We start from the raw sequence: 25,809 nt of genomic DNA, 5'->3' as shown, positions 1-25,809 counted from the left end.
ATTCCGGGGCGTGATAGACACTGTCCGGTGACCACCGAACGACCCGAACCACCGCTGGTCGGGGGCGAGCGCGAAATGCTGCGCACGTTCCTCGACTTCCACCGCGCCACGCTCGCCATGAAGTGCGACGGACTGTCCGACGAGGACCTGCGCCGCGCGTCGAGCCCGCCGTCCACGCTGTCGCTGCTGGGTCTGGTGCGGCACATGGCCGAAGTGGAGCGCACCTGGTTCCGGCGGGTGATCAACGCCGAGGACGTCCCGCTGCGGTGGTCGGCCGAGGGCGACTTCCAGGCCGCCTACGACGCGAGCTCGTCGACGCGCGCGGAGGCGTTCGAAGCCTGGCAGGCCGAGGTCGAGCAGTCGCGCAAGATCGAAGAGGCGGCCGAGTCGCTGGACGTCACCGGCCACCAGGCGCGCTGGGGCGAGGACGTCTCCTTGCGGCTCGTCATGCTGCACATGATCCACGAGTACGCCCGGCACAACGGCCACGCGGACTTCCTCCGCGAAGCGATCGACGGCGTCACGGGGGCGTAGTGGACCTGCTTGCCTGGTTGCGCGACTCCGATCCGGCCCTGCGCTGGCAGGTGGAGCGCGACCTGGCGGGCGAGCCGCCGTCGACGTGGGAAGCGACCCGCGCGCGGGTCGCGACCGAGGGCTTCGGCGCCCGCCTGCTGGCGCTGCAGGACCCGGACGGCCAGTGGGCGGGCGGCGCGTTCTTCCCGGCGGGCTTCCGCGGCGACGAGCCCCAGCCCTGGACGGCCACGACCTGGACGCTCAACTCGCTGCGTGAATGGGGCGTCGACGCCTCGGTGCTGGCCGGCACGGCCGCCCGGCTGGCCGAGCACAGCCGCTGGGAGTACGACGACCTGCCCTACTGGGGCGGCGAAGTCGACTGCTGCATCAACGCGTGGACCCTCATGAACGGGCTCTGGCTGGGCGCGGACGTCGAGGGCATCGCCGCGTGGTTCGTCGAGCACCGCCTGCCCGACGGCGGCTGGAACTGCGAGTGGGTCGAAGGGTCGACGCGCTCGTCGGTCCACTCGACGCTCAATTCGGTGAAGGGCTTGCTCGCGTACGAGACCGCGACCGGCGGCACGACCGCTGCCCGCGCGGCACGGCTGGCGGGCGAGGAGTACCTGCTGGAGCGCCGGCTTCTGCGGCGGCTCTCGACCGGCGAGCCGATCGTGCCGGGCGTGGGCGCGTTCTCGTCCCCGACGCGCTGGCGGTTCACCGCGCTCAACGCGGCCGACCACTTCCGCGCGGCCGACCGGCCCGACCCGCGCCTGGCCGAAGCGATCGAGCTGATCCGCGCGGCACGGCAACCGGACGGCACCTGGCTCCAGGCCGCCGACGACCCGGGCCGCGTGTGGTTCGACGTCGACGTCCCCGCGGGTGAGCCGTCGAAGTGGCTGACGCTCTCGGCGACCCGGGTCCTGAACTGGTGGGACGCCCGGGGCTAAAGCCCGGCCAGGACCAGCCCGCTGCGTGGTTTCGGCGTGAAGTACGTGGCCTTGCGCGGCATCCGCCGCCCGGCCGCGTGCACGGCCAGGACGTCGGCGTACCGGACCGGCGCCAGCAGGACCACGGCATCGGCGTCGGACGGCGCCGGGCGGCCCGCCGGGAGCGGCTGGACGCACGGCCCGTCCGGGTCGACGCCGAGGGCCTCGGCGAACAGGACCCGCTCGACGACCTCGTGGTCGATCACCGGCGACGGCCCGTCCGGCGCGGGCAGCGGGATCCGCAGCACCGCCGCGCCCGCGCGCACGACGACCTCGCCCGGGACCGGCACGGCGTGCTCGTCGTACCGGACGTCCAGCCCGGCCGCGCACCAGCGTGACACGAGGTCCTCCGGGCCGAGCCTGGTGCCGGTGAGCACCCGGTGGATCGCCCCGATCCGCAGCTCGGGACCGGCCGTGACCAGCGCGAGCAACGCGCCGTGGCCGGCCGCGGCGGCCGCCGCCACGCGGTGGTTGCCGTCCGCGACCAGCAGGTCGGCGCCGACGACCGCGGCCAGCAGCCGGTTCTGCAACGCACCGGGCGGCACCACCCACAGGTCGTGCCGCCGCCCGGCGGCGTCCGAAGTGGACAGATCGGGCAGGCCCAGCCCGGCGCAGGCGCGTTCGACCTGCTCGGTCAGCAGGTCCCCGTCGGCGGCCGGGACGAGCAGCGCCGCGCTCGTCGCGCAGCCCAGGCCGGCCAGCACGGCCGCCCGCTCGGCGACGACGTCCGGGTAGACGTCCTCGGTGTGCCGGACCCGCGCGGCGCCGTCGTCGGTCACCGCGGCCGGGTCGACCAGGCAGAGCAAGCCCAGCGCCACTCCGTCGGGCCCCTCGATCCGGTAGGGCGCGACGAACTCGCGCACCGGCCGGTAGTGGCGCTTGCGGAGCCGTTCGAGCACCGCCCGGGCGACCGGGACGGCGTCGGCCAGGCCGAGCCCGCGGGCCAGCGCCGCGGGCGTGCGCGCCGGGTGCTGCACGGCCAGGAGGCTGTCCGCGGCCCCGGGTGTGGCCAGCGCGGCCACCACGCGGTCGGGTTCGGCGAACTCGTCGACGTCGGGGCCCGGCACCGCGTCGCGGACCACCCACCCCTGGCCGATCGGCCGGATCCAGTCGCTCATCCCACCCATCTTCCGCGCAGAAGACTGTGACGGAAATTCGCTGGGGTGGCGCACCGCCGGATGGAATGCTTAGGACTGCAAAGTAGTTGAGTCCGGTCATGGGGAACCCGAGGAGCACATCGCCGATGACGACACCCGCCGCCACCAGCGTGAAGGGGGTCGGGTTCCGGTCGGAACGCGGTCCCGTGCTGCTCGCGGTCATGCTCAGCACCGCGCTGGTCGCCCTCGACAGCACGATCATCGCGACGGCCGTGCCTTCGGTGGTGCGCGACCTCGGCGGGTTTTCCCAGTTCCCGTGGCTGTTCTCGATCTACCTGCTGACCCAGGCGGTCACCGTCCCGCTCTACGGCAAGTTCGCCGACGTCCTCGGCCGCCGTCCGGTGATGTTCTTCGGGATCGCCGCGTTCCTGGTCGGCTCGGTGCTGTGCGGGGCCGCGTGGAGCATGCCGGTGCTGATCGCGGCGCGCGCGGTGCAGGGCATCGGCGCCGGCGCGATCCAGCCGATGTCGATGACGGTGATCGGCGACCTCTACACGGTGGAGGAACGGGCCCGGGTGCAGGGCTACGTCGCGAGCGTGTGGGGCATCGCGTCGGTGGTCGGCCCGACGCTCGGCGGCGTGTTCGCCGAGTACCTCGACTGGCGCTGGATCTTCTTCATCAACCTGCCGCTGGGCGCGATCGCAGCGCTGATGCTGCACCGCAACTTCGCCGAGCGGGTGGAGCGCAAGGCCCACAAGGTCGACTACACCGGCGCCGCGCTGCTCACGATCGGCTGCTCGCTGGTCATCCTGGGCCTGCTCGAAGGCGGCGTCGCGTGGGCATGGGGGTCCGTGCCGAGCGTCGCGATCTTCGTCATGGGCGCGTTGCTGCTGGCCGTGTTCGTGCTGGTGGAGAAGCGGGCCGCCGAGCCGGTGCTGCCGCTGTGGGTGTTCACCCGCCGGATCCTGGTGGGCGGCAACCTGCTGGCGGTCGTGGTGGGCGCGGTCCTGCTCGGGCTGACGTCGTACCTGCCGACCTACGCCCAGGGGGTGCTCGGCGCGGGCGCGCTGGTCGCCGGGTTCGCGGTGGCGGCGCTGACCGTCGGCTGGCCGCTCTCGGCGTCCCTGGCGGGCAAGATCTACCTGCGCATCGGCTTCCGTGACACGGCCCTGATCGGCAGCGTGTTCATCATCGGCGGCGGGACGCTGGTGGCGCTGCTCGACGCGTCGTCGTCACTCTGGTTCGCGGCCGCCGCGGCGTTCGTGCTGGGGGTGGGCCTCGGCCTGACGTCGAGCCCGACGCTGGTGGCGATCCAGTCGGTGGTCGGCTGGGACCGCCGGGGCGTGGTGACCGCGACGAACCTGTTCAGCCGGTCGCTGGGCAGCGCGGTCGGCGTGGCCGTCTTCGGCGCGATCGCCAACGCGACGCTGGCTTCGCGGTTCGCCGCCCCACCGGCGGAGGTGGCCGGCCACCTGCCGCCGTCGGTCGACGCGGCGAGTGTCGTGCTGGACGGGCACGACGACTCGCCGGTCGCGACCTTCGTGCGCGGCGCCCTGGCGGAGGCGACGCACTACGTGTTCATCGGGCTGCTGGTGGTCGCCCTGGTTTCGGTGGTGGCGCTGCTGCTGATGCCGCGGAAGGCGGAGCAGCTCGAGTTCTAGTGGTCGGCGCCGGTGCAGGCGGCGTCGCGGTCGCAGGTGGTCCAGCCGGCGAGGGTGTGGGTGTAGTCGGTGATGGAGAAGTCGACGTACTCGATCCCGCCGCGGGCGGCGGATGTCAGGCCGATCGTCCCGAACGACCACGTGTAGCCGGTGTCGGTGCAGTAGCTGCCGCCGTGGTCGGCCGGCGGGTACGACTTCGGGCCGGCGACGACCGCCGAACCCTGGCGGCCGGTGATCCGGAAGTTGACGCACTCACCGGCCCGCACGGTCAGCTTGACGTTCGACAGCGTCACGGACTTCAAGGAGCTGGACCAGCTCATCCCGCCGGTGAGCGCCCCGGCCGTGGCGCCGGTGCCCGCGCCGTGCACCACCTTGGCGCTGAACGACGTGGGCCTGGCTTCGGCTGCTCCGGCGGTCACCGCCGCCAGCATCGCCGTGGTTCCGAGGATGGTCGCGAGTCTGCGCATTCCGGTCCTTCCGATCGGGTTCACGGCGAACACGCCCCGGCCCCGCTCCGCGTTGAGGCGGCTCACCCGATCGGCTCAGTTCTGCAGGGGCACCAGCTCGGCCTGGAACTTCTCCAGGAACGCGTCGAAGCCGCCGTGGCCGGGCCGGATGACGAACTTCGACAGCCCGGCTTCGATGTACCGCTCGACCAGCCGGCGCGCGTCGGCCCAGCTGGTCGCGATGAGGTCCGCCACCGGCGCCCCCGCGCTCCGGCTGGCCGCGATCGCGGCCAGCTCGGCCGGGATCCCCTGGTCCGCCACCACGAGACTCAGCCCGAAATGGTCTTCTTCGATCTCGCGGCCCGCCTCGGCGGCGGCCTCCTGGATGGCGATGCGCGCGGCGCGAGCCTGGGCCGGGGTGTGGAAGCTGCCGAGCCAGCCGTCGGCCAGGCGGCCCGCCCGGCGCAGTGCCGCCGGAGCCGTCCCGCCGAGCCAGACGTCGAGGCGCTTGCCCGGGCGTGGGCCGAGGTGGACACGGTCGACGTGGAAGAACTCGCCGTCGAAGGAGACTTCGTCCTCCTCCAGGAGCCGCCGCAGCAGGGTGAGCGACTCGTCGAACACGGCCGCGCGCCGGCCGGCGGGCACCGGGAAGAGGTCGTGCTCGGCTTCCCGGGCCGGCCGCAGGCCGAAGACGGGCAGCACGCGTTTCGGCGCGAGCCCGGCCAGGGTGAGCAGCTGCTTGGCGACCAGCACGGGATGCCGCCCGGGCAGGATCGCGACGCCGGTGCCGACTTTCAGCTTCGACGTCCGCGCGAGCGCGTGCGCCATCCCGATCATCGGGTCGACCTCGGGTGAGTAGACGAGCTCGGACAGCCACAGCGAGTCGACCCCGGCGTCCTCGAGCCGCCGCGCGAGCCCGGCGAACTCCGCCGGCCCGGTCCCCGCCGCCGGCGCGACACCCAGCCTGATCTTCAGCACCCTGCCCCCTGACGAGTCGGTCCCCCTAGAGGACAACGCGCGGGGCGGCGCGGCATTCCGGGGCCTCGGATCCCGTGCAGCCGCTGGTACTCGTCGCCGTTACGCGGTCGCGTCGATGACCCGGGTCAGCACCGCGTGCAGCGCCTCCAGCTCGGCGACGTCCATCCCCAGCGTCTCGACCACCTGGTACGGGATCTTCTCCGCCTCCGCCCGCAGCGCGCGCCCGCTCCCGGTCAGCTCCACCGTCAGCTGCCGCTCGTCTTCACGGCTGCGGGCGCGCGTGATGTACCCGAGTGCTTCCAGCCGCTTGAGCAGCGGCGACAGTGTCGCCGGCTCGTGGCGCAGACTCGTGCCCAGGTCCTTCACCGACCGCGGCGAGCGCTCCCACAGCGCCAGCATCACCAGGTACTGCGGGTGGGTGAGCCCGTGCGGCTCCAGCAGCGGCCGGTAGATGCCGATGACGCTGCGCGAAGCCACCGACAACGCGAAACACACCTGCCGGTCGAGCTTCAGCGGGTCCTCGCCCAGATCGATCATGTCGTGATCCTAACACTAACGATTAGTGTGCTAATCATTAGTGTACTCTGGACGTCATGGAACGACCTGGTGTGCTCCGCTGGTTCGGCTACGCGGTCGGCGTCCGGCTGCCCGAGCGCTACAACGAGTGGGTGTTGCACGACGCGACGTCGAAGCACTGGCGGGCCCGGTACGTGCTGCAGCGCTCGGTCGGCATCGCGCCGCTGTGCCTGGTGTGGTTGCTGGTGCCCGTCTCGATCGGGCTGCGGCTGTCGCTGGTCCTGATGGCCGCCCTCGTCGCGTACTTCTACTCGTGCGCGTACATGGACGAGAGCGTCGAGCACCGGCTCGGCCGGCAGGGCTTCCCGCGTCACACCGGCCGGCAGGTGCGCGCCCGGGCCGCCGCGGTGAAGAACGCCGAGGCCACCGCCCGCTACATCGCGCGCTACCGCACCGGCGGTTAGTTACAGTCGGGGGCGATGAGACGCAAGCTCCGGCCGCCGATCCCGCCCCGCCACGGGCTCGACCCCGCCCGGCTGAAACTGCCCGCCGATGGCGACTGGCCTACACTGCTGGCACACCTCGTCGACCGGCTCCCCCGCGTCACACCCGAACGCATCGAGCAGATGCTCCGCGAAGAACGCATCCACGGCATCGACGGCCCGCTCGGCGTCGAAACGCCCTTCGAGCCTGGCTCGTTCATCTGGTTCCACCGCGACCTGCCGGACGAGGTGCCGGTGCCGTTCGAGATCACCGTGGTGCACCGCGACGAGCACCTGCTGGTCGTCGACAAGCCGCACTTCCTCGCGACCATCCCGCGCGGGCAGCACATCCTCGAGACGGCGCTCGTGCGGCTGCGCCACGACCTCGACCTGCCGCAGCTGTCCCCCGCCCACCGCCTCGACCGGGTCACCGCGGGGCTGGTGATGTTCGTGAGCACGCCGGAGCTGCGCGGCAAGTACCAGACGTTGTTCCGGGACCGCAAGGTGCACAAGGAATACGAGGCGATCGCGCGGCACGACCCGGCGCTGGCGCTGCCGCGGACCGTGCGCAGCCGGATCGTCAAGGACCGCGGCGTGCTGGCCGCGCAGGAGGTGCCGGGCGAGCCGAACGCCGAGACGCTCGTCGAGCTGATCGAGCACCGCGCCGGCCTGGGCCGCTACCGGCTGACGCCGTCGACCGGCCGGACGCACCAGCTGCGAGTGCACCTGAGCGGCCTCGGCATCCCGATCCTCGGCGACGACTTCTACCCCCAGCTGCGGGAAAAACCCCTCGGCGACTTCACGAAACCGTTGCAGCTGCTGGCAAAGGTGCTCGCGTTCGACGACCCGGTCACCGGCACGCCCCGCCGGTTCACCAGCACCCGGCGGCTGTCGGCGTGGGACGACCTCGACGCGTGGGCGGCGCCGCCCACCGGTTCGACGACCGTCGAAAGGCTTGCCGCAGCGCCAGCGCCCTCGCAAGGCTGGCAACCGCACCGGGAGTCGTGACGCCTCCCGCTGCGTCGACCACCGAAGGGGATAGCTCATGCGAAAGACGCTGATCACCCGGATGACGGCAATCGCCGCGCTCTGCGCCCTGCTGATGACTCCATTGACGACGGCGACCGCGAACGCCGCTCCGGCGCGCCCCGCGACCTACCACGGCCACTCCCTCTTCAGGGGTGACGTGCTGGGTCCCGACGACTACCTCGACTCCGCGGGCGGCAACTTCATCCTGAGAATGCAGACGGACGGCAACCTGGTCGAGTACTGGCCCGGCGCCGGCTGGAAGGTGTGCTGGGCGTCCAACACCAATGGGTGGCCCGGTAGTTACGCCACCTACCAGGGTGATGGCAACTTCGTGGTGTACACGAGCGGCGGCGAGCCGCTCTGGGCCAGCAACACGGTCGGCGGCGGCGGCTCGACCGTGGACATCAGCGAGAGCTTGCGGGACTACGGCTCGCTGTACGTCGGCTTCACGAGCATCCACTACGCCTGCTGACGCAGCCGATCGGGTCCCGGCGGGATCTTCAAGCCCGCGTCACACCGAGGCGACACGGCTTGAAGATCCCCTCTCGCCTATTTGTGCCAGAACTTGGGAGACCGTCCCCCGCTGGCACCTTTCGCAGCCAGATAGGGCCTGACCTGCGTTTGTATGCCGACTGAGGCTGGCTGGGGTCGATCCGGGCCGGACGCGTGACGGCGTGTAGACGGCCTGGCTTCCTGCCACTCCCAGACAACTGGCACGCACGAGCTTCGCCCCCACCGGCTCCACAACACCGTCGACACCCTCTACGCGACGCAGCCGAACCTTGACGTCGATCCCGCGATCGCTGCCGGCGTGAAGCGCGTCGTCGTATGCGATCGTGCACCGGAGCGCCACCGCCCTGCGCTCGAACCCGGAGCCGTCGTGCACCCCGTCACGTGAAGGATCACCGAGACCCGAGCCCGACAGGCCGAAGCGAAGAGCGCGCATAAGGGTCAAGCCGAAGGCGAAGCGGCTGACCAAGGACTAGATCCGCGAACCAGTCGAGCGGCTCGGCGATATCCGGAAGGTGCTGCCCGTGGTGCCCACGACCATGTCCGAGGCGCGCGGGACGTGGCCGGCGCACATTGCCCCGGCTCGCCCGGTGGCCGATAGTTGCGGAGTTCCCCCGGTGTCGTGAGGAGCCCGTCGTGCGCCTGCTCAGCCTGGTGGCCGTTGCCGCCATCGTCGTCGGTGTGGAGGTCGCCGCGCCGGCCTTGCCGGTTGCCGCCGCCGATCCTGCCTACCTGACCAAGGAGGCGACGTTCGGCACCGTCGCCAACGGGTGGGACAGGGTGGAGCGCTACCGCGACACCACACCGGGATTCGCCGACGAGCAGTATCCGCCGGACGGACGGGGCAACCAGGACGGGCAGCGGCTGACCTTCTTCGGCGGGGTGGCGCAGCCGTCCTCGTCGCGGTTCCTGCTGTACTCCGCACCCGGCTGGTCGACCGGCGCGAAGGCCACGCCGGTGCTGCTGGTCCACGGTGCCAACGACAATCCCGACCGGGCCTGGGCCAATCCGAACGAGTCCGGCGGCTTCGGGTGCGGTTCGGCGACGTGCCCGTCGACCGGGCTGATGCAGTACCTCGGCTCGCGCGGGTACCGGGTGTTCGCCATCGGCTTCGCGCACAAGCAGGGCGAGAACCGCCAGCAGGCACAGCAGGTCGGCGACGCGATCGCGCTGATCAAGGCACGGCTGGGCGTGAGCCAGGTCGACCTGGTCGGCTGGAGCAAGGGCGAGCTGTCCACCCGGATGTACGTGTCCTCGGTGAAGCCCCCGTGGGGACGGGCCTACGCCGGCGACGTGCGCAAGCTGATCACCCTCGGCGGGCCGAACGGTGGCTACGACTACCCGTTCGCGCACGGCTACGCGCACGACCTGTCGATCTGGCCGGAGTGCGGCGTCAGCATCAACGCGCCGAGCCCGCACACGAGGATGACCTGCTACGGCGCGTACACCTACCACCCGGAACTGTCGATCACCCCCACCGCCGGCTGGGACACCTACCCCGGGCAACGGCAGATGCTGGCCCGCTTCGACAGCACGTTCGGCGTCGACGGCTCGCAGCAGGACTGGTACACGACCTACTACGGCGGCCAGGGCTTCTACACCGACGGGACGGGCATCCAGGCCGCGATCGACGCCGGGTCGATGATCTCCACCATCCAGTCCGCCGGCACCCCGGCAAGCGTCTCGGTGTACCTGCTGGCCGGTGGCTCACCCACCATCGTCGGCGTGTTCAACGAGAACCGCGGCCCGAGCGACGGCATCGTGTTCGTGACCAGCGCGTTGAACAGCACGGGCATCGGCCACCTCGCCGCGACGGCGCTGATCGGTTCGGTGAACCACTTGCAGCTGGGCTGGGCGTCGGCGTCGATGTCCCAGGTGACGAGCTGGCTGGCGTGAAAGGGACGACAGTGACCACACTCCTCGACGGGATCACTTCGGCGAAGGTGCCGACCGATCGGCTGACCACACACGTGCTGGAAGTAGCCGGCCGCGAGCACGGCGAACCGGTCGTGTTCGTCCACGGCAACATCTCGTCCTCGGCCTTCTGGCAGGAATCGATGCTCGACCTGCCGCGGCGGTACCGCCCGATCGCGGTGGACCTGCGCGGATTCGGCGGCACCGACCCGCTGCCGGTGGACGCGACGCGGGGCGTGCGCGACTACGCCGACGACGTGATCGCCACGCTGGCCGCGCTGGACGTCGGCGCCGCGCACCTGGTCGGCTGGAGCATGGGCGGCGGCGTGGTCCTGCAGCTGCTGCGCGAGCACCCCGCGCTCGCGCGCACCGTGACACTGGTCAACCCGGTCTCGCCCTACGGCTACGGCGGCACCAAGGGCGCGGACGGCGAGCTGGTCGACGCCGCGGGCGCCGGATCGGGCGGCGGTGGCGGCAACCCGGATTTCGTCACCCGGCTCAAGGACGGCGACACCTCCGACGAGTCGCCGTTCTCCCCGCGGCAGGTGCTACTGGCCTTCTACGTCAAACCGCCGTTCCACCCCGCCCGCCTCGACGATCTCGTCGAATCGATGCTCACCACCCGGGTCGGCGACGACCACTACCCCGGCGACTTCACCACGACCGACGCGTGGCCGGGCGTCGCGCCGGGCACCCGTGGCGTGCTCAACACCATGGCGCCCGGCCATTTCCGCCTCGACGACCTCGACGCGATCGAGCGCAAGCCCCCGATCCTCTGGGTGCGGGGAGCGGACGACCAGATCGTGTCCGACACCTCCATGTTCGACCTCGCCCACCTCGGCCGGCTAGGCGCGGTGCCCGGCTGGCCGGGCGAGGCCACCCACCCCGCGCAGCCGATGGTCACCCAGACCAGAGCCGTCCTCGACCGCTACGCCGCGGCGGGCGGCCACTACCGCGAGGTGGTCATCGCAGACACCGGGCACAGCCCGCACATCGAGAAGCCGAAGGAATTCTCAGCGGCACTGCTCGACGGGTTGGCCAAGGGCTGATCCGACACCGCCATCCGCCGCCTTGGCAGGATCACGATCGGTTCCACGGGCTGTCGCAGGCGCGACGCCACTACCGACCTTCTGGCTTCCTCACCCATGTGCTGCTCACATCAGCCTCGTCGCATAGGTCGTTATACGCGGCTTGCGCCGCTCGTATGGGGTGGCGCCAGCCCGCTTTCGCGCCACTCCGGTGCCCCTGCCCGAAGCGGTCAGGGAGTCCTGACGCCGCATCGAGCAACGTCGGGTCGGTAATCCGGGCGGCGGACCGCGGAGTTGACGGCAAAGCGGCGGTTCGGGTGGAACCACGGCCGCGCTCGCGCCGACTACCTCACCGCATTCGGCCTTGTCTCCGGGCAGATGTGCCACGGGTTCGCGAGTTCGGCGAGCCCGCCGCGATCAGGTTCTGGCCAGAAGCCGGTCGAGCACCCGGTCGAGTCCGAAGACGAACAGCTCGTCGTCCGGCCACCCGGCATCGACGAACCCGGACGTGCTCAGGGTCGGGTAGCGCTCGGCGGAATCGAGGATGTGCGCGCGGACCTTGGCGATCGCGGACGGGTCATCCAGCCGGTGCCAGGTGGCGTCCGCCAGCGACGCGCCGAGCACGAAGCCGGCCAGGGTGCGGGTCGCGGCCGCGAGTTCCAGCTCGGCCAGCCCGGCCTGGACGAGCTTCGCCTGGATGACCTCGGTACGCGCCAGCACGTTGGGCCCGAGCAGCGGGCGGCCGAGCAGAGCGGGCGACCACGGATGGGCGAGCATCGCGGCGCGCCAGCCGACGAGCAGCGTCCGGAGTCCGGGCCGGGCGGGGGCACCGGTACTTCGCCGACGACGTGATCGAGCGCGAGGTCGAGCAGGTCTTCCTTGGTCGCGACGTGCCAGTAGAGCGCGGTGGACGTCACCTCGAGCCGTTCGGCGAGCTTGCGCATCGTCAGCCGTTCCGCGCCCGCCGGCTGGTCAACTTCGGGGTGACGGGGCTGCTCGCGCTCACCGGCTTCCTGGTCGCCCTCCCCCGAGCCGGACCGGCCCGATCCGCGATGCGCCGCCGCCATCCCCGGGCGGTGACCGGCGCGCTCCCTCTTGCCGCGACGGCCACCGGTCTCCCGGGCGGGCTCAGTCCTTCTTCAGGACGTTCTTGACCTTGTCGACCGCGTCCTTGACTCCGGCCTTGACCTGGTCGGCCTGGCCTTCGGCGCGCAGCTCGTCGTCGCCGGTGACCTTGCCCGCCGTCTCCTTGGCCCTGCCGCCGAAGTCTTCGGCCTTGTTCCCGATCTTGTCGCCCAACGACATGTCTTCGCTCCTCCGGCGCCGTTACCGTCCCTTGTGGACGGTTATGCCATCAAGACATCCCGGCGACCCATTCGTCACTTCCCCGGCCGCGTGACCGTGTTCACTCGATCGTGGCCGTGACGATTCCGACCCACCTCGGGTCCTCCCGGCACAACAGTTCACCCGACGAAGGAGGAACACCATGGCCGAGACGACCACGAAGACCCCCGCCACCACCGAGACGACCGGCGCCCTCGTCACCGGCAAGGGCGCGACCACGATCGCGGACACCGTGGTGCAGAAGATCGCCGGCCTGGCCACCCGCGAGGTGCCCGGGGTGCACTCCCTCGGCGGCGGCGCCGCCCGTGCCTTCTCCGCGATCCGCGAACGCATCCCGGGTGCGACCGCTTCCGCGGGGCAGGGCGTGTCGGTCGAGGTCGGCGAGAAGCAGGCCGCGGTCGACCTGCAGGTCGTCGTGGAGTACGGCGTGTCGATCGCCGACCTCTCACGGTCGGTGCGGCGCAACGTGATCACCTCGGTCGAGCGGATGACCGGCCTCGAAGTCGTCGAGGTCAACATCGCCGTGGACGACCTCAACCTGCCCGGCGACGACGCCGACGACCAGAGCGCCGACACCGGCCGGGTGCAGTGACACCCGACGCGGTCGCGATCGCCGAAGCCGTGGCGGGCCTGCCCGAGGTAGCAGGCCCGCACGGCGGCCGGATCGGGGAAATCGCGACGCTGCTGCCCGGTCGGCGCGTCGCCGGGGTCCGCGTCACCGACGACGAGGTGACCATCGGCGTCGTGCTCAGCTACCCGGCCACCGCCGCCGACGCGGCGACCGCGGTCCGGGTCGCGATCGGCCCGCTCGACCGGCCCGTACGCGTGTTCGTCGGCGACGTGGCCGTACCCACCACTTCTTGATGGAGGTTCCCATGAATGCCACCAGGACCGGGTTGCTCACCGGTCTCGTGCTCGGCCTCGCCCTCGCCTTCGGCGGGTTCGGCGCGTTCCTGGCCGTGCTCGTGCTCGGGGCGATCGGCTTCCTGATCGGCCGTCACCTCGACGGCAAGATCGACCTCGGCCAGCTGTTCGGCCGGGACCGGGGCTGAGCCATGACCACCACGGTGCCCGCCGAAGAGCGGGGTGAACTGGTCATCGCCGGCCAGGCGGTCGAACGGATCGCCGCGCAGGCCGCCCGTGAGCTCGATGACGTCGGCGGCGCCGCCGGGCGGGTGCTGGGGGTCGCGCTCGGCGGCGAAGACGCCGAGCGCTCGGTCAAGGTCGATGCCGAGGTCGACGGCGACCGGGTGCGGCTGGCCACCCGGCTGTCGATCACCTACCCGGCGTCGGTCGCACGCACCACCGAACAGGCCCGGGCCCACCTGCGCGAGCGGGTGAGCGAACTGACCGGGCTCGACGTCGAACGGGTGGACATCACCGTCACCGCACTGCACCCGCCGGCCACGTCCTCGAGGAGGGTCTCGTGAAACGCCGCCCACGCCGCAGCACTCCGGCTGCGCTGACCGCGCTGGTCGTGACCGCGGCCGGCGCGCTCGCCGCGATCGTGGCCATCCAGATGATCCTCGGCGAGCGCCCGTGGCTGGACTACGACGCCACCGCACGGCAGCTGCACGACCTGCACTGGGCCGACCTGCCCGTCCTCATCACCGGCGGGGCCGTCGCGCTGCTCGGCCTGATCCTGGTGCTCGCGGCGGTGCTTCCGGGCAAGCTCACCGTGCTTCCGCTGCGCGGTGACCTGGACTCCGGCGCCTCGCGCCACAGCTACGGCTCCACCCTCCGGAGGGCCGCGGCACAGGTCGACGGCGTGGACAAAGTACGGCTGAAGGTGCGACGGCGCAGCATCCGCGTCCGGGTGCGGACGCGCCGGACCCGCCCCGACGGGATCGCCGACGCGGTCCGCGTCGCGATCGCGAACCGGTTGGACCGGATCGCCCCGGTCCGCCGTCCCGAGGTCAAGGTCCGTCTTCGCGCAGTGAGGAGCACGTCGTGAACCGTCCCGCCCGTCTCAACCGGACACTGCTGGCCGGGTTCGGCCTGCTGCTGATCGCCGCCGGCGCGGTCCCGGCCGCGATCCGCTTCCACTGGCTCCCGGCGCTCGGCGCGGATCGGCCGATCGTGCCGGGCACCGCACTGCCGCCGACCTGGGCGTGGTACGTGACCGCGACCGCCGGCGTCGTCGTCGCGCTGGCCGGGCTGCGCTGGCTGGCCGCGCAGCTGGTCCGCAAGCCGGCCGGCCGCACCTGGCACTTCGAATCCGGCACCGGCACCACGGATCTGGCCACCACCACGGCCGTCGCCCCGTTCATCGAAGAAGTGCGCGGCTACCCGGGCGTGCGCACCGCGACGGCGTCCCTCACCGGCCCGGCCGACCACCCGGAGCTGCTCGCGGTCGTCTCGGTCGAGCAGGACGGCGACCCCGCCGAGATCCGCGACCGCATCCGCGACGAAGGTGTGTCCCGGCTGTGCCAGGCCCTCGACCTCGACGACCTGCCCACCCAGGTCGAACTGCGCTTCACCACGGCAGCCGGCTCCCGCGTCGCCTGATGGGCCCTGCCCAGCCGGGCGCCGCGGTGCGCCGGCACCGGGCACCCGTGAAAAGATGGCGTGGTGCGGTGGACCTTCCGGGCGGCGACGGCGAACGACTCGGAATGGCTGGCCGACCTGAAGGCGGAGGCCATGCGGCCGGATCTCGAACGACTCGGGCTCTGGAACCGCGACTGGGCGCGCGGGAGGTTCCTCGCCGGATTCGTCCCCGCCAACACCCGTGTCGTGACGCTGGACGGCGAGGACGTCGGCAGCATCGCGGTCCGCCCGGAGCCGGACGCTCGGTGGATCGAACACTTCTACCTGTCCCCGGTGGTCCACGGACGCGGGATCGGCGGCGAGGTCCTGGCCGCCGTCCTGCGGGAGACGGCGGATCGGCCACCGTTCCGGCTCGCGATCGACCGCGGCAACCGGGTCCGCGGCCTCTACGAACGCCACGGCTTCGTCCACATCCGTGACGACGCCCGGAACGGGATCGATCAGATCTTCGAACGCCCTGCGGGGTGACGAGCCACCGCGGCTACTTCGGCAGGTGCCTGAACGTGCGAACCGGGTAGTCGGGTCTCACGGTGAGCGAGGCGGCTCGCCAGCCGGTCCGCAGCACCGCCCGGTGGCGTCGTCGCCTGCCATCGGTCGGCAGCAGCCAAGACGCCTCCACCCGGGCATGTTCGTCCGGGACACCCACGGGGTAACTCCAGGCCAGATGTCCCGTGCGGTGGTCACGGGCCTGAGCGTCGCCCGGTACGAAAGGGAACCCGTGCGCACCTTCACCTGCCCGAAATGCGCGAACCTGCTGTTCTTCGAGAACTCGGCCTGCGTGGTGTGCGGCACCGATGTCGGCTTCGACCGCGGAAGCGCGTCGATGCTCCGGGCCGACGAGAACCGGCGCTGCGCCAACGCCGAACTCGCCGGGTGCAACTGGCTCGCCGCCGGCGGCCCGCTGTGCGGTTGCTGCGCCCTGACCCGCACCCGCCCGGCCGACGAGGACGTCGACGACACCTTCCGGGTCGCCGAAGCCGCCAAGCGACGGCTGCTCTACCAGCTCGACGACCTCGGCCTTCCCACTACGCCACGGACCGACGACCCGGAGCACGGACTGGCGTTCGACCTGCTGTCCAGCGCCGAAGAGCCGGTGACCACCGGACACGCCGGCGGCGTGATCACCATCGACCTCGCCGAAGGCGACGACGGGTTCCGGGAAGGGCTACGCGCGAAGCTGGCCGAGCCCTACCGGACGATGCTCGGGCACGTCCGCCACGAGGTCGGCCACTGGTACTGGGACGTGCTCGTCGCCGGCGACCCCGGCGAGTTCCGGCGCGTCTTCGGCGACGAGCGCGCCGACTACCAAGAAGCCTTGGCGACGCACTACGCGAGCGACCCCGGCACCGAGTGGACCGACACCCACGTCAGCCACTACGCGGGCGCGCACCCGTGGGAGGACTGGGCGGAGACGTTCGCCCACCTGCTCCACATCCGCGACACGGTCCAGACCGCCGCCGCACTGGGCGTGCTCGTGGCCGGCACGCCGATCGCGCCGCATCCCGGCAGCCCGGTCGACGCGGAGCCCGAAGACCACCCGCGTGACGTCGACGCCCTGATGGCCACCTGGGTCCCGCTGTCGCGGGCGCTCAACCAGCTCAACCGCAGCATGGGCAAGGACGACCTCTACCCGTTCGCGCTGTCACCGGCCGTCCAGGCGAAACTCCGGTTCGTCGACAGCAAGCTCGGCCGGCACGGCTGACCTCGACACCGTCACGCTGCATCGTCCGTCGGTGCGGTCCGCGGTGGCCGGGGGAAGAAGAACGCGACCCGGCTTTGGTAGTCCCGGTAACCCGGGCGGTCCTGCATCCGCCGTTCGGTGCGCTTGGCTCCGGTGGCGAACATCAGCAGGTAGCTCATCAGGGCCGGGGCGGGCAGCGTCCACCCGCCGAAGGGGGACGCCGTCGCGGCCAGCCACGCGCCGTCCCACACCAGTGAGTCGCCGAAGTAGTTCGGGTGCCGTGACCAGCCCCAAAGCCCGGTGTCGAGCACGTCCGGCCGCTCGTCCTCGTCCCGCTCGGAATACTGCGCCTTCTGGCGATCCGCCAGCGCTTCGACCAGCGCGCCACCGGCCATGACCGCCAGCCCGGCCGGCGCGAGCCACTTGCGCCGGCCGCGCGGCGGCGCGCTCGCCGCGGCCAGCTGGATCGGCGCGGAGACCAGCAGCTGGCTCAGCCCTTGGGTGACGAAGACCTTGCCGACCACGGCCGCCGTCGAGTCGCCGTCCAGGAACTCGGTGTAGCGCGGGTCTTCCTCCCGGCTGCCGCGGATCCGGGTGAGCATCTGACGTTCCAGCCGGACCGCCCACGCGCTCGTCGCGGCCGCGAGCGCCCACCGCCGCCGAACGTCACCCCGCCCGGCCAGCGCGCTCGTGACGGCGACCGCGGCCAAGCCGGGCCCCCACACCGCGTCGGCGTAGTCACGCCGGCCCGCACGCAGCGCGACCACCGCGGTGGCGGCCTGGGCACACGCCACGACCCCGGCCGAGAGCACGGCCACCCGGCGCAGGCTGCGCACGTCCGGCCCCGGCTGTCGTCGCGATCGCATCGGCGGCTACCGGCCCAGGCCGTTGAGCACGTCGGTCAACCGCCGCTCGGTGTCGTTGCCGAGCTTCTCGAACACCACTTTGCCCAGCGGCGCCGCGAGTTTCGCGACTCCCTTGAACTCCAGGTCGTTCGTGTAGGTCAGGCGCGACCCGCTCCCGTCGGCGACGACGTCGATGGTCTCGGTCGAGGTCGCGGTGTCGTTGCGGCCCACCAGCACGATCCGATCGGCAGAAAGCTGCTCGAGCGTGTAGGTCAGCTCCGTGCTGATGCCCGCGATCTTCGAGGTGTTGTGCCACGACGACCCGACCCGCACGGGCCCGTCGTCGTTGCGGGTGCACCGCTCGGTGCCGGGATCCCATTGCTCGGCGTGGCCGAAGTCGGCGAGGTACGGGACGACGACGTCGGGCGCGGGGCCGACGGTGAAAGTGCGGGAAACGGTGGTCACAGCGTCTTCCTTCCGTAGTCGTGGCAGTCCTGCGAACCGGGATCCGCCGGGGTCAGAGGTCCACGGTGTCGTTGTCCCCCGGATCCGGCCGGTTCCCCGTCACCCGGGCCTTCGCCATCTCGAACAGGGCCCGGGGCTTGCCGCCGGGTGTGTTCCAGTACTCCGCGGAGTCCGCGTCCACCTTCAGCAACACGACGTCGGGGTCGTCCGGGCCGTTCGGGAACCAGGCCGCGACGAACTCGTTCCACAGTGCGTTCTTGCGGGCCCGGTCGTCGACCACGGACGCGGTGCCGCTCAGCGACAGCCACGAGCCGGAGCCCGCGTAGCCGACGTTGACCTGGCCGTCCCGGGCGATGTCCGCGACCAGGTCGGCGGTCCTGCTGACGAAGAACCAGGCGGTGCCATCGAAGTCCATCCGCTGGCTCGTCATCGGCCGGCTGGTCAGCCTGCCGTCCGCGCCGCGGCTGGTGATCATCGCCGTGCGGACCTTCCGCGCGATCTCGGTGACGATGCGGTGATCGTCGTCGCTCATGGAGTCCTCCGTCTTCAGTGGGTTTCCGGCCGTCTCGAAGCGCCGGGCGCCGTCGGCCAGGTCGACGATCGGTGCCGGTTCCGGCGACCCCGACCCGAACTGTGCGTGGGTACCCGCAAAGTCACCGGCCAAGCCCGGCGAGGGTGCAGCGCTCCGAAATGACCCGCACGAGTGATGCCGACCCCGTCCTTCGCGGTGCGAGGCCCCGAACGGACGCCTAGCATCCGGTCGCCTGGACCTGAAATCCCCGACCATCGAACGAGGTGCCCCCATGTCGGAGATCCCTCCGCACGTCCTGGTGATCTTCGGTGCCACCGGCGACCTGGCCAAGCGACTGCTGTTCCCCGGTGTCGTCCGGCTGTGGCGGGCGGGCGGCCTGCCGGACGGATTCCGGGTGATCGGCACGGGGCGGACGTCGCCGGGAAGCGACCGCGAATTCCGTGACACCCTCGGCCGGGACGTCCGGGAGTTCGGCGATATCGACACGGCGACCTGGGACGTCTTCGCCGGCCACCTCTCGTTCGTGACGTCCGACAGCGACGACGGTGAAGACCTCGCCGCGGCCGTGCGCGCGGCGCTTGCGGAGCTGGGCGACGGCGCCCGGACGATGCTGTACCTTTCCGTGCCGCCGGAGGCGATGGGGCCCATGGTGCGCATGCTCGGTGACACCGGTCTGGCCGAGGACGCGCGCCTGATCGTCGAGAAGCCGTTCGGTCACGACCTCGCCTCGGCCCGCGAGCTGAACGAAACCGTCCGGGCCGTCTTCCCCGAAGAGCGGATCTTCCGGATCGACCACTTCCTCGGCAAGGACGCGGTCCGGGACCTGCCCGGGAAGCTGACCGGGCCGGTGTCGTCCGTGCGGATCGACGTGCCCGAGGAAATCGACATCGAAGGCCGCGGGTCCTTCATGGAGTCCACCGGCACCTTCCGCGACATGGTCCCCACCCACCTGTGCCAGGTCCTCGGCGTCCTGGCCATGGATCCGCCGAACCACCCCGACGCCGAAAGCCTGCACGCCGCCAAGCTGGCGGTGTTCCGGGCGCTGCGGCCCTTCGACCCGGCACGCACGGTGTTCGGCCAGTACGAGGGCTACCGCGACGAAGACGACGTCGACCCGGAATCCGACCGGGAAACGTATGTCGCGCTGGAAGCATTCGTCGACACCGGGCGCTGGCGAGGCGTGCCCTTCCTCCTGCGGACCGGCAAGGCACTGGCCGAGACACACATCGTGGTCACGGCCGGCCCGCACCGCTTCGACCTCACCGACGAGTCGGAAGCGACGCCGTACGCGCACCTGCTGCTTGACGCGCTGCGGGGTGACCGGACCTGGTTCACCAGCGCCGAGGAAGTCGAGCGGCTGTGGGAGGTGGCCGCACCGGTACTGGACTCGCCGCCGCCCACCCAGCGGTACGACCGCGGTTCGCAGGGACCGCGGAACGCGGAGGGCCGATGAGCGAGCGGTACCTCCCGATCGCCGAGCACGGTCTCATCGGCGACCTGCGCACCGCCGCCGTCGTCGGCACCGACGGCGGGATCAGCTGGTTCTGCGCACCCCGGTTCGACTCCCCCAGCGTGTTCGGCGCCCTGCTCGACGCCGACGACGGCGGCCGGTGGGCACTGCACCCCGTGTGCGAAGTGACCAACCGGCACCAGTTCTACATCCCCGACTCCAACATCCTCGTCACCCGCTTCCTCACCGAGGACGGCATCGTCGAGGTCCAGGACTTCATGCCGATCCGGTGCCGGCGCGACCCCGACCACCGACAACGACTGGTCCGGCGGGTGGTGAACATCCGCGGCCACGTCCGCGTGAGCACCGACGTCCGCCCCCGGTTCGACTACGGCCGCGCGGCACACCGGACCGAAACCGACGGGAACGGGGTCGTCTTCGACGGCCCGGGGCTGCGGCTGGGCCTGCGCACGTCGATCCCGCTGGAGCCCACCGACGGCGGGATCGCCGGCGAGTTCGACCTCGGCCCCGGCGACACCGCCGTGTTCGTGCTCGAGGTGCTCGACGGCGACCCGCCCGGCGGCCCACTGGACGACGAGGTCGAGGACCTTTTCCGGGCCACGGTGGGGTTCTGGCGGTCCTGGATCGAGCAGTCCACCTACACCGGCCGCTGGCGGGAGATGGTGCACCGCTCCGCGCTCCTGCTGAAACTGCTCACCCACGAACCGTCCGGCGCGATCATCGCCGCGCCGACCTGCGGGCTGCCGGAACAGGTCGGCGGCGAGCGCAACTGGGACTACCGGCACGTGTGGATCCGGGACGCCGCGTTTTCGCTCTACGCCTTGCTGCGCCTGGGCTTCACCTGCGAAGCGGAGGACTTCTTCGGCTGGCTCACCGACCGCTTCGACGACCCCGGCGACGGCGACCTCGGCCCGTTGCGGGTGATGTACACCATCGACGGCGAACCCGCGCGCGAAGAAGAAGTCCTCGGCCACTGGGAGGGCTACCGCGGCTCCGCGCCGGTCCGGATCGGCAACGCCGCGGCCCGGCAGCTGCAACTGGACATCTACGGCGAGCTGATCGACTCGATCTACCTGTTCGACAAGTACAGCGCCGGCATTTCCCACCAGGCGTGGCACAACCTCGTCCAGGTGCTGGACTGGCTGTTCGAGCACTGGGACCAGCCGGACGAAGGGATCTGGGAAGCGCGCTCCGGACGGCAGAACCACACGTTCTCCCGGCTGATGTGCTGGGTGGGGATCGAGCGCATGATCCGCGTCGCCCGCCGCCGGGGCCTGCCCGCCGACCTCGGCCGCTGGACGAGCGTCCGCGACGAGATCTACGAGCAGATCCAGACCCGCGGCTGGAGCGCGGAGGAGAACAGCTTTTCGCAGCACTACGACCACTTCGTCCCCGACGCGTCCCTGCTGCTGATGCCGCTGGTGAAGTTCTGCAGTCCCACCGATCCGCGGTTCGTCTCCACCGTGGCCGCATTGGAGCGGTCACTCGTCGTCGACAGCCTGGTCTTCCGCTACGACCCGGAGGAGGCGCCGGACGGGGTGGACGGCGCCGAGGGCACGTTCTCCATCTGCTCGTTCTGGTACGTGGAAGCCCTGGCCCGCACCGGCCGGGTGGAAGACGCCCGGCTGGCGCTGGAAAAGATGTTCACCTACGCCAACCACGTCGGTCTGTACGCCGAGCAGATCGGCCTGACCGGTGACCAGCTGGGCAACTTTCCCCAGGCCTTCACCCACCTGTCCCTGATCAGTTCCGCGATCAACCTCGACCGTGCCTTGGACGGGTGAGCGGCGATTACCCGGATTCGCGGATGGGTGAGAAAGAGCTCATCGGTGGCCTCCTCCCGCTCCCTCACCTCCACGGACGACGATGCCTGAGCAGAAGACGCCCGAGCCGCTGCCGACGACGGGAGCCTGAACCGGCTGGCCCAGCCGATGGACAAGGCCACCGACGACCTGGAGGACTACACCCGAGCAGATCTCCCGGACCGCCGAGTACCTCGTCCGCGTCCGGGTGTCTCGTGACCCGAACATGTGCGACGTTCCGTGGGGCGTCTGCCCCGTCCACGGGATGACACTGCGGTCCGACACCGACCGGGCCCGGTGCACCGTCATCGGCTGCGGCCGCGAGTGGAGCTACGACCGGCTCCACAGCCCGTGTGCGGAACCGGTCGCCACGGTCGTCACCGACGAAGACGGCGAGGGCGGCAGGCTGTGCCTGGCACACGCCGAGGACGCCGCGCGGCGGCTCGCCGGCTGCACCGTCGAGTACCTCGACCGCAGGACGGCGATCGGCTGACGCCCAGCGGGCCACCGCCATCACCAGATCCGCGAAGTCCCGATGCCATCCGCATAACGGGTGCCGCGAACGAGGTTTGGATTCCGGCGCGGATCGCTATCCTGCGCGAGGTTGAGCCACCAGCCGATCACCAGCGCGCAGATCGCTCTTCACGATCGAGCCGGCCCTCCCCCACGCACCGCCCGGTGCGAGACAGCGCGGTATCCCATGACGTCACCCTCCGGCCCCGCCGCCGAAGCTCACCATCCGCTGGTCGGGCAACCGCACAGCGACACCGACGAGGGCACGGTCGCCGAGGCCGAAGCCGAAGCCGCCGAAATCAGCACCCCCGAACAACCGCTGGGCACGGTCGGCAAACGCCTCGACCGCCGGTCCCCCTTCTTCATCGGCATGACCGCCGCCGCCGGCGTCGCCGTGACCTACGGCCTCATCCAGCTCCTCGCCGGCGCCGAACAGATCCTCGTCCTGGTCGGGCTCGCCCTGTTCCTGGCCATCGGCCTGGAACCCGTCGTGTCGTGGCTGGTCAACCACCGCTTCCCGCGCTGGCTCGCCGTCGCCGCCGTGTTCGTCGCCGCGCTCGCGGTGCTGGGTGGCTTCCTCGCCGCCGCCATCCCCGTCATCGTCGAACAGGCGACCGCCCTGGTCGACCAGGCACCGGACTACGTGCGTCAGCTCCAGGACCACACCACGTTCCTCGGCCGGCTCAACGACCGGTTCCACCTGCAACAGGCCGTCCAGTCGGCGTTCAGCTCGGGCGGCAGCCTCACCAGTGGCGTCCTGGGCGCGGGCAAAGCGGTGTTCGGCGTCGTCACCGACGCGCTGGTCGTGATCGTCCTGACGATCTACTTCGTCGCCGACCTGCCCCGGATCCGCACCACGATGTACCGGCTGATCCCGCATTCCCGCCGGCCACGCGCCATCCTGATCGGCGACGACATCTTCGCCAAGGTCGGCGGTTACGTCCTGGGCAACCTGGCCGTCTCCGTGATCGCCGGCGTGCTCACCCTGATCTGGCTGCTGGTCTTCGGGGTGCCCTACGCGGCTCTGCTGGCCGTCGCGGTCGCGGTCCTGGATCTCATCCCGGTGGTGGGGTCCGTGATCGGCGGCGTGCTGATCAGCGTCGTCGCGCTCACGGTGTCGCTGCCGGTGTGCCTGGCCACCGTCGGGTTCGCGCTCGTCTACCGGCTGGCCGAGGACTACCTGCTGGTCCCGAAGATCATCGGCACGGCGCTCAAGGTCCCCGCGCTGATCACCGTCGTGGCCGTCCTGGTCGGCGGAGCATTGCTGGGCATCATCGGGGCCCTGGTCGCCATTCCCGTCGCCGCGGCGATCCTCCTGCTGGTCAAGGAGGTGCTCTACCCTCGGCTCGACCAGGCATGACGGAACCACGTCCCCGGCGGTGGCGCCGGCTGCTGGCTGAACCGGCGCCACCCCTTTTCAGCCGCCTTGCGCGTAGGCAAGACACCGGCGCATACCCCTTTCGCACCGTCTCACACGCGACTCGCGCGAAGCGACCACCGGATGTGATCCACCACACTGTCCATCCACCGTGAGGGGCTGACCCGACGGCATCCAGCGCAACTACCGGCCTTTCCCCGTATCACGGGCGACACTGGACCGTCGCTGCTCGGAAAGTGTCGGTGCCGGCGGTTACGCTTCCGGCCGCTCCGTTGAAACCACAGCGGCGGCAAGAGGCCGGGATCGGCCTCCGCACGCACCCGCCACAGTTCGACAGGAGCGACCATGCTCGACCAAGACCTGCCCCGCGCGTTCGACGAGCTCGCCGGCGCGGCCCGATCGCTGACCGAGTCCTTCGAGAGCGACGAAGGCGAACAAAGCGTTCTCGACACCATCGTCGCCGAGGCTGTGCGAGCGTTCCCCGATGCCGACATGGCGAGTATCACCGCCTTCCACCACGGTGAACCCGAAACCGCCGCGCACTCCGACCCGCGCGCGGTCGAGATCGACCGCGGCCAGTACCAGGCCGGCACCGGACCCTGCCTGCGCGCCGCCGAAACCGGTGACGTCGTGCGGATCGCCATGCCGAACGCGGCCGACCGGTTTCCGGAGTTCGCCCGCCGCGCCTCCGCTTTCGGCGTCGGCAGCTACCTGGCCGCGCCCCTGCGCGTGGACGACACGCTCGCCGGTGCGCTGAACCTGTTCGGCTTCGGCGACCACGGGTTCGCCGCGGCGGAATCGCACCTGATCACCGTCTACACCACCCTCGTCTCGTTCGGGCTGCGCAGCGCGCGCCGCTACCGTCACGCGGCCGAACAGTGCGAGCACCTCACCACCGCCATGCGTTCCCGCGCGGTGATCGAACAAGCCAAGGGCATGCTCATGGCCATTCACCGCATCGACGCCGAAACCGCCATGCGGAGACTGGTCACCGAATCCCAGCAGACCAACACCAAGCTGCGCGACGTCGCCGGTCGATTCGTCGTCGAGGTTTCGGGTCGGCCGAGGACTGCCGACTGACCGCCCATCAAACCCTACGATCCACACCGGAAGCGCCTCAGCCGGCCCGTCGTCTCCGGGCCGGGTCGGTCGCCCTGAGAGTCCTTGCGGACACCGGAGATCGCGGCACCCGCGCCACCGCTACCACCCGACCCGGGTACCTACCCTCGCGCCGGGCTTGGACGCACCAGCGCTGCCCGGGATGACGCGGCCCGAGCCGCGAACTCGGTCGGCTTCAGCGCGTCGTAGCGCTCGCTCCGCAGCAGCGACCACCGTCCGGCCGGAATCGGATCATGCCGGCCGCGCAGCCGTCACTTCGGTTCACCAACCCGGCGAGCCTCCTGCTCGGCCACCAGGATCGCGAATCCGTCGAGGTGCCGGTCGAGACAGTACTCGAACAGCTCGTCGAGATCGGGCACCATTTCCTCGTGCACTTGGGCCAGCAGGGGGAACCGGCCGCTCGCCAACAGCTCCTCGGTCCTGGTCTGCTGCGTCTGCAACCAGCGAGCGAGGGTCACTCCGGTCTCCTGCTCGGCCTCCATTTCGTCCGCTGTGGACAACGCGGCGTTGAGCACCAGCGAGTGCAGCGCGAGCGCTTCCTGCATGCGCGTGCGCAGTGACAGGCCCAAGCCGTCCAGCGCACGCAGAGTCCATTCGGTGTGCTGCATCATGTTCGGCGCGAGCGAAGGACGGGTGAACGAGACCGCTTTGGGCAGCCAGAGGTGCCGCCAGAACAGGGCCATTGCCGTCGTGCGACCAGTTCGAGCTTGGCGCGCCAGCCCGTCGGCCCCGGATCGGGCAGTTCCACTTCGCCGAAGACGAGGTCGGCCATCTGCGTGACGAGGTCGTCCTTGTTCGTGATGTGGCGGTAGAGCGACATGGCGCCCCCGTTACCTTTTTCGTGGTTCCTGATCAAGGAGCTGTGGTCACCAGGCCCGGCATGACTTGCGCCCCCAGTCGAAGGCATGATCCGGGGGGTGGTGTCACCGGGTCTGGTGGCATCGACCGACCG

The 25,809-nt window shown here is 71.0% G+C and carries 31 protein-coding genes; 21 read left to right on the top strand and 10 right to left on the bottom strand.

Annotation, left to right across the window (positions count from 1 at the left end; genetic code table 11):
- The first annotated feature begins 27 nt into the window (after positions 1 to 27).
- Both M8542_RS12280 and M8542_RS12275 read left to right on the top strand, forming a co-directional pair.
- Positions 28 to 534 carry a DinB family protein gene (locus M8542_RS12280; protein WP_257920228.1) on the top strand — a complete coding sequence of 169 codons (507 nt, stop codon included), beginning with the start codon at positions 28 to 30 and terminating at the stop codon, positions 532 to 534.
- A complete protein-coding gene (locus M8542_RS12275; protein ID WP_257920227.1) occupies positions 534 to 1,460 on the top strand; it encodes a squalene cyclase in 927 nt (308 codons plus the stop codon). Before M8542_RS12280 ends, M8542_RS12275 begins: the two co-directional genes overlap by 1 nt.
- Here the strand turns inward: M8542_RS12275 and M8542_RS12270 are convergent.
- Complete coding sequence (locus tag M8542_RS12270) at positions 1,457 to 2,617, bottom strand: DUF1015 family protein (protein WP_257920226.1); 1,161 nt, start codon at positions 2,615 to 2,617, stop codon at positions 1,457 to 1,459. The genes M8542_RS12275 and M8542_RS12270 overlap by 4 nt on opposite strands.
- Before the next feature lie 125 nt (positions 2,618 to 2,742).
- Between M8542_RS12270 and M8542_RS12265 the strand changes: the two genes are divergently transcribed.
- Positions 2,743 to 4,257, top strand: a complete 1,515-nt coding sequence (locus M8542_RS12265; protein ID WP_257920225.1) for an MDR family MFS transporter — start codon at positions 2,743 to 2,745, stop codon at positions 4,255 to 4,257.
- Here the strand turns inward: M8542_RS12265 and M8542_RS12260 are convergent.
- The 3 genes from M8542_RS12260 to M8542_RS12250 form a co-directional block, all read right to left on the bottom strand.
- On the bottom strand, positions 4,254 to 4,724 hold the full coding sequence (locus M8542_RS12260) for a hypothetical protein (protein WP_257920224.1): 471 nt from the start codon (positions 4,722 to 4,724) through the stop codon (positions 4,254 to 4,256). The genes M8542_RS12265 and M8542_RS12260 overlap by 4 nt on opposite strands.
- A gap of 75 nt (positions 4,725 to 4,799) precedes the next feature.
- Positions 4,800 to 5,681: a TIGR03854 family LLM class F420-dependent oxidoreductase gene (locus M8542_RS12255; protein WP_257920223.1), complete on the bottom strand. Its 882-nt coding sequence runs from the start codon at positions 5,679 to 5,681 to the stop codon at positions 4,800 to 4,802.
- Positions 5,682 to 5,780: 99 nt separating this feature from the next.
- Positions 5,781 to 6,218, bottom strand: a complete 438-nt coding sequence (locus tag M8542_RS12250) for a MarR family winged helix-turn-helix transcriptional regulator (protein ID WP_257920222.1) — start codon at positions 6,216 to 6,218, stop codon at positions 5,781 to 5,783.
- Positions 6,219 to 6,274: 56 nt separating this feature from the next.
- Here M8542_RS12250 and M8542_RS12245 point away from each other — a divergent pair, with 56 nt between their 5' ends.
- The 5 genes from M8542_RS12245 (at position 6,275) to M8542_RS12225 (ending at position 11,181) form a co-directional block, all read left to right on the top strand.
- A complete protein-coding gene (locus tag M8542_RS12245; protein ID WP_257920221.1) occupies positions 6,275 to 6,661 on the top strand; it encodes a DUF5313 domain-containing protein in 387 nt (128 codons plus the stop codon).
- Between the two features lie 15 nt (positions 6,662 to 6,676).
- Positions 6,677 to 7,687 carry an RluA family pseudouridine synthase gene (locus M8542_RS12240; RefSeq protein ID WP_257920220.1) on the top strand — a complete coding sequence of 337 codons (1,011 nt, stop codon included), beginning with the start codon at positions 6,677 to 6,679 and terminating at the stop codon, positions 7,685 to 7,687.
- 37 nt (positions 7,688 to 7,724) lie between these two features.
- Positions 7,725 to 8,180, top strand: a complete 456-nt coding sequence (locus M8542_RS12235) for a hypothetical protein (RefSeq protein ID WP_257920219.1) — start codon at positions 7,725 to 7,727, stop codon at positions 8,178 to 8,180.
- A gap of 674 nt (positions 8,181 to 8,854) precedes the next feature.
- Positions 8,855 to 10,114, top strand: coding sequence for an esterase/lipase family protein (locus M8542_RS12230; RefSeq protein WP_257920218.1), 1,260 nt, complete (start codon positions 8,855 to 8,857; stop codon positions 10,112 to 10,114).
- 11 nt (positions 10,115 to 10,125) lie between these two features.
- A complete protein-coding gene (locus M8542_RS12225) occupies positions 10,126 to 11,181 on the top strand; it encodes an alpha/beta fold hydrolase (RefSeq protein ID WP_257920217.1) in 1,056 nt (351 codons plus the stop codon).
- 396 nt (positions 11,182 to 11,577) lie between these two features.
- Here the strand turns inward: M8542_RS12225 and M8542_RS12220 are convergent, their stop codons facing one another.
- On the bottom strand, positions 11,578 to 11,937 hold the full coding sequence (locus tag M8542_RS12220) for a TetR/AcrR family transcriptional regulator C-terminal domain-containing protein (protein ID WP_257920216.1): 360 nt from the start codon (positions 11,935 to 11,937) through the stop codon (positions 11,578 to 11,580).
- Between the two features lie 351 nt (positions 11,938 to 12,288).
- The gene (locus M8542_RS12215; protein WP_257920215.1) at positions 12,289 to 12,465 is read right to left on the bottom strand and encodes a CsbD family protein; all 177 of its coding nucleotides are present in this window, start codon (positions 12,463 to 12,465) and stop codon (positions 12,289 to 12,291) included.
- Positions 12,466 to 12,646: 181 nt separating this feature from the next.
- Between M8542_RS12215 and M8542_RS12210 the strand changes: the two genes are divergently transcribed.
- From M8542_RS12210 to M8542_RS12175, 8 genes are all read left to right on the top strand, one after another.
- The gene (locus tag M8542_RS12210; RefSeq protein WP_257920214.1) at positions 12,647 to 13,096 is read left to right on the top strand and encodes an Asp23/Gls24 family envelope stress response protein; all 450 of its coding nucleotides are present in this window, start codon (positions 12,647 to 12,649) and stop codon (positions 13,094 to 13,096) included.
- A complete protein-coding gene (locus M8542_RS12205) occupies positions 13,093 to 13,368 on the top strand; it encodes a hypothetical protein (protein ID WP_257920213.1) in 276 nt (91 codons plus the stop codon). Before M8542_RS12210 ends, M8542_RS12205 begins: the two co-directional genes overlap by 4 nt.
- A gap of 11 nt (positions 13,369 to 13,379) precedes the next feature.
- Positions 13,380 to 13,556, top strand: a complete 177-nt coding sequence (locus M8542_RS12200; RefSeq protein WP_257920212.1) for a hypothetical protein — start codon at positions 13,380 to 13,382, stop codon at positions 13,554 to 13,556.
- Positions 13,557 to 13,559: 3 nt separating this feature from the next.
- On the top strand, positions 13,560 to 13,934 hold the full coding sequence (locus M8542_RS12195; protein ID WP_257920211.1) for an Asp23/Gls24 family envelope stress response protein: 375 nt from the start codon (positions 13,560 to 13,562) through the stop codon (positions 13,932 to 13,934).
- Positions 13,931 to 14,458, top strand: a complete 528-nt coding sequence (locus tag M8542_RS12190) for a DUF6286 domain-containing protein (protein ID WP_257920210.1) — start codon at positions 13,931 to 13,933, stop codon at positions 14,456 to 14,458. Before M8542_RS12195 ends, M8542_RS12190 begins: the two co-directional genes overlap by 4 nt.
- Entirely contained in the window at positions 14,455 to 15,012 is a 558-nt protein-coding gene (locus M8542_RS12185; RefSeq protein WP_257920209.1) for an alkaline shock response membrane anchor protein AmaP, read from the top strand. Before M8542_RS12190 ends, M8542_RS12185 begins: the two co-directional genes overlap by 4 nt.
- A gap of 63 nt (positions 15,013 to 15,075) precedes the next feature.
- Positions 15,076 to 15,519, top strand: coding sequence for a GNAT family N-acetyltransferase (locus M8542_RS12180; RefSeq protein WP_257920208.1), 444 nt, complete (start codon positions 15,076 to 15,078; stop codon positions 15,517 to 15,519).
- 196 nt (positions 15,520 to 15,715) lie between these two features.
- Positions 15,716 to 16,753 (top strand): zinc-binding metallopeptidase family protein, encoded by a 1,038-nt coding sequence (locus tag M8542_RS12175; RefSeq protein ID WP_257920207.1) that lies wholly within the window; start codon positions 15,716 to 15,718, stop codon positions 16,751 to 16,753.
- A gap of 11 nt (positions 16,754 to 16,764) precedes the next feature.
- On the opposite strand, the gene M8542_RS12170 is transcribed toward M8542_RS12175, so the two are convergent.
- Genes M8542_RS12170 through M8542_RS12160 form a run of 3 tightly spaced genes read right to left on the bottom strand, consistent with a single transcriptional unit; the run spans position 16,765 to position 18,574 of the window.
- Positions 16,765 to 17,598, bottom strand: a complete 834-nt coding sequence (locus tag M8542_RS12170; RefSeq protein WP_257920206.1) for a DUF1295 domain-containing protein — start codon at positions 17,596 to 17,598, stop codon at positions 16,765 to 16,767.
- Between the two features lie 6 nt (positions 17,599 to 17,604).
- Positions 17,605 to 18,042, bottom strand: a complete 438-nt coding sequence (locus M8542_RS12165; protein ID WP_257920205.1) for an SRPBCC family protein — start codon at positions 18,040 to 18,042, stop codon at positions 17,605 to 17,607.
- Between the two features lie 52 nt (positions 18,043 to 18,094).
- Positions 18,095 to 18,574: a pyridoxamine 5'-phosphate oxidase family protein gene (locus tag M8542_RS12160; RefSeq protein ID WP_257920204.1), complete on the bottom strand. Its 480-nt coding sequence runs from the start codon at positions 18,572 to 18,574 to the stop codon at positions 18,095 to 18,097.
- Positions 18,575 to 18,845: 271 nt separating this feature from the next.
- Between M8542_RS12160 and M8542_RS12155 the strand changes: the two genes are divergently transcribed.
- The 5 genes from M8542_RS12155 (at position 18,846) to M8542_RS12135 (ending at position 24,818) form a co-directional block, all read left to right on the top strand.
- Complete coding sequence (locus M8542_RS12155; protein ID WP_257920203.1) at positions 18,846 to 20,027, top strand: glucose-6-phosphate dehydrogenase; 1,182 nt, start codon at positions 18,846 to 18,848, stop codon at positions 20,025 to 20,027.
- A complete protein-coding gene (locus M8542_RS12150) occupies positions 20,024 to 21,829 on the top strand; it encodes a glycoside hydrolase family 15 protein (protein ID WP_257920202.1) in 1,806 nt (601 codons plus the stop codon). The genes M8542_RS12155 and M8542_RS12150 overlap by 4 nt, the downstream gene beginning before the upstream one ends.
- A 283-nt stretch (positions 21,830 to 22,112) precedes the next feature.
- The gene (locus tag M8542_RS12145) at positions 22,113 to 22,340 is read left to right on the top strand and encodes a hypothetical protein (protein ID WP_257920201.1); all 228 of its coding nucleotides are present in this window, start codon (positions 22,113 to 22,115) and stop codon (positions 22,338 to 22,340) included.
- Between the two features lie 207 nt (positions 22,341 to 22,547).
- Positions 22,548 to 23,720 (top strand): AI-2E family transporter, encoded by a 1,173-nt coding sequence (locus tag M8542_RS12140; RefSeq protein WP_257920200.1) that lies wholly within the window; start codon positions 22,548 to 22,550, stop codon positions 23,718 to 23,720.
- 363 nt (positions 23,721 to 24,083) lie between these two features.
- Entirely contained in the window at positions 24,084 to 24,818 is a 735-nt protein-coding gene (locus tag M8542_RS12135; RefSeq protein WP_257920199.1) for a GAF and ANTAR domain-containing protein, read from the top strand.
- A 290-nt stretch (positions 24,819 to 25,108) separates the two neighbouring features.
- On the opposite strand, the gene M8542_RS12130 is transcribed toward M8542_RS12135, so the two are convergent.
- Positions 25,109 to 25,540, bottom strand: coding sequence for a TetR/AcrR family transcriptional regulator C-terminal domain-containing protein (locus tag M8542_RS12130; protein ID WP_257920198.1), 432 nt, complete (start codon positions 25,538 to 25,540; stop codon positions 25,109 to 25,111).
- Between the last annotated feature and the right edge of the window lie 269 nt (positions 25,541 to 25,809).

Source organism: Amycolatopsis iheyensis (assembly GCF_024703995.1).
In the GTDB taxonomy this organism is placed as follows: Bacteria; Actinomycetota; Actinomycetes; order Mycobacteriales; family Pseudonocardiaceae; genus Amycolatopsis; species Amycolatopsis iheyensis.
Note: the sequence above shows the minus strand (reverse complement) of the source record. Positions and strands in the feature narration are given on the sequence as shown.

Bases quoted from the DNA above. Each gene is read 5' to 3' on its own strand.
- M8542_RS12175 (WP_257920207.1), top strand. From the start codon at position 15,716: ATGTCCCGTGCGGTGGTCACGGGCCTGAGCGTCGCCCGGTACGAAAGG.
- M8542_RS12215 (WP_257920215.1), bottom strand. From the start codon at position 12,465: ATGTCGTTGGGCGACAAGATCGGGAACAAGGCCGAAGACTTCGGCGGC.
- M8542_RS12170 (WP_257920206.1), bottom strand. From the start codon at position 17,598: ATGCGATCGCGACGACAGCCGGGGCCGGACGTGCGCAGCCTGCGCCGG.
- M8542_RS12265 (WP_257920225.1), top strand. From the start codon at position 2,743: ATGACGACACCCGCCGCCACCAGCGTGAAGGGGGTCGGGTTCCGGTCG.
- M8542_RS12210 (WP_257920214.1), top strand. From the start codon at position 12,647: ATGGCCGAGACGACCACGAAGACCCCCGCCACCACCGAGACGACCGGC.
- M8542_RS12235 (WP_257920219.1), top strand. From the start codon at position 7,725: ATGCGAAAGACGCTGATCACCCGGATGACGGCAATCGCCGCGCTCTGC.
- M8542_RS12220 (WP_257920216.1), bottom strand. From the start codon at position 11,937: ATGCTCGCCCATCCGTGGTCGCCCGCTCTGCTCGGCCGCCCGCTGCTC.
- M8542_RS12240 (WP_257920220.1), top strand. From the start codon at position 6,677: ATGAGACGCAAGCTCCGGCCGCCGATCCCGCCCCGCCACGGGCTCGAC.
- M8542_RS12135 (WP_257920199.1), top strand. From the start codon at position 24,084: ATGCTCGACCAAGACCTGCCCCGCGCGTTCGACGAGCTCGCCGGCGCG.
- M8542_RS12260 (WP_257920224.1), bottom strand. From the start codon at position 4,724: ATGCGCAGACTCGCGACCATCCTCGGAACCACGGCGATGCTGGCGGCG.
- M8542_RS12200 (WP_257920212.1), top strand. From the start codon at position 13,380: ATGAATGCCACCAGGACCGGGTTGCTCACCGGTCTCGTGCTCGGCCTC.
- M8542_RS12250 (WP_257920222.1), bottom strand. From the start codon at position 6,218: ATGATCGATCTGGGCGAGGACCCGCTGAAGCTCGACCGGCAGGTGTGT.
- M8542_RS12270 (WP_257920226.1), bottom strand. From the start codon at position 2,617: ATGAGCGACTGGATCCGGCCGATCGGCCAGGGGTGGGTGGTCCGCGAC.
- M8542_RS12245 (WP_257920221.1), top strand. From the start codon at position 6,275: ATGGAACGACCTGGTGTGCTCCGCTGGTTCGGCTACGCGGTCGGCGTC.
- M8542_RS12145 (WP_257920201.1), top strand. From the start codon at position 22,113: ATGACACTGCGGTCCGACACCGACCGGGCCCGGTGCACCGTCATCGGC.
- M8542_RS12155 (WP_257920203.1), top strand. From the start codon at position 18,846: ATGTCGGAGATCCCTCCGCACGTCCTGGTGATCTTCGGTGCCACCGGC.
- M8542_RS12160 (WP_257920204.1), bottom strand. From the start codon at position 18,574: ATGAGCGACGACGATCACCGCATCGTCACCGAGATCGCGCGGAAGGTC.
- M8542_RS12150 (WP_257920202.1), top strand. From the start codon at position 20,024: ATGAGCGAGCGGTACCTCCCGATCGCCGAGCACGGTCTCATCGGCGAC.
- M8542_RS12195 (WP_257920211.1), top strand. From the start codon at position 13,560: ATGACCACCACGGTGCCCGCCGAAGAGCGGGGTGAACTGGTCATCGCC.
- M8542_RS12130 (WP_257920198.1), bottom strand. From the start codon at position 25,540: ATGGCCCTGTTCTGGCGGCACCTCTGGCTGCCCAAAGCGGTCTCGTTC.
- M8542_RS12140 (WP_257920200.1), top strand. From the start codon at position 22,548: ATGACGTCACCCTCCGGCCCCGCCGCCGAAGCTCACCATCCGCTGGTC.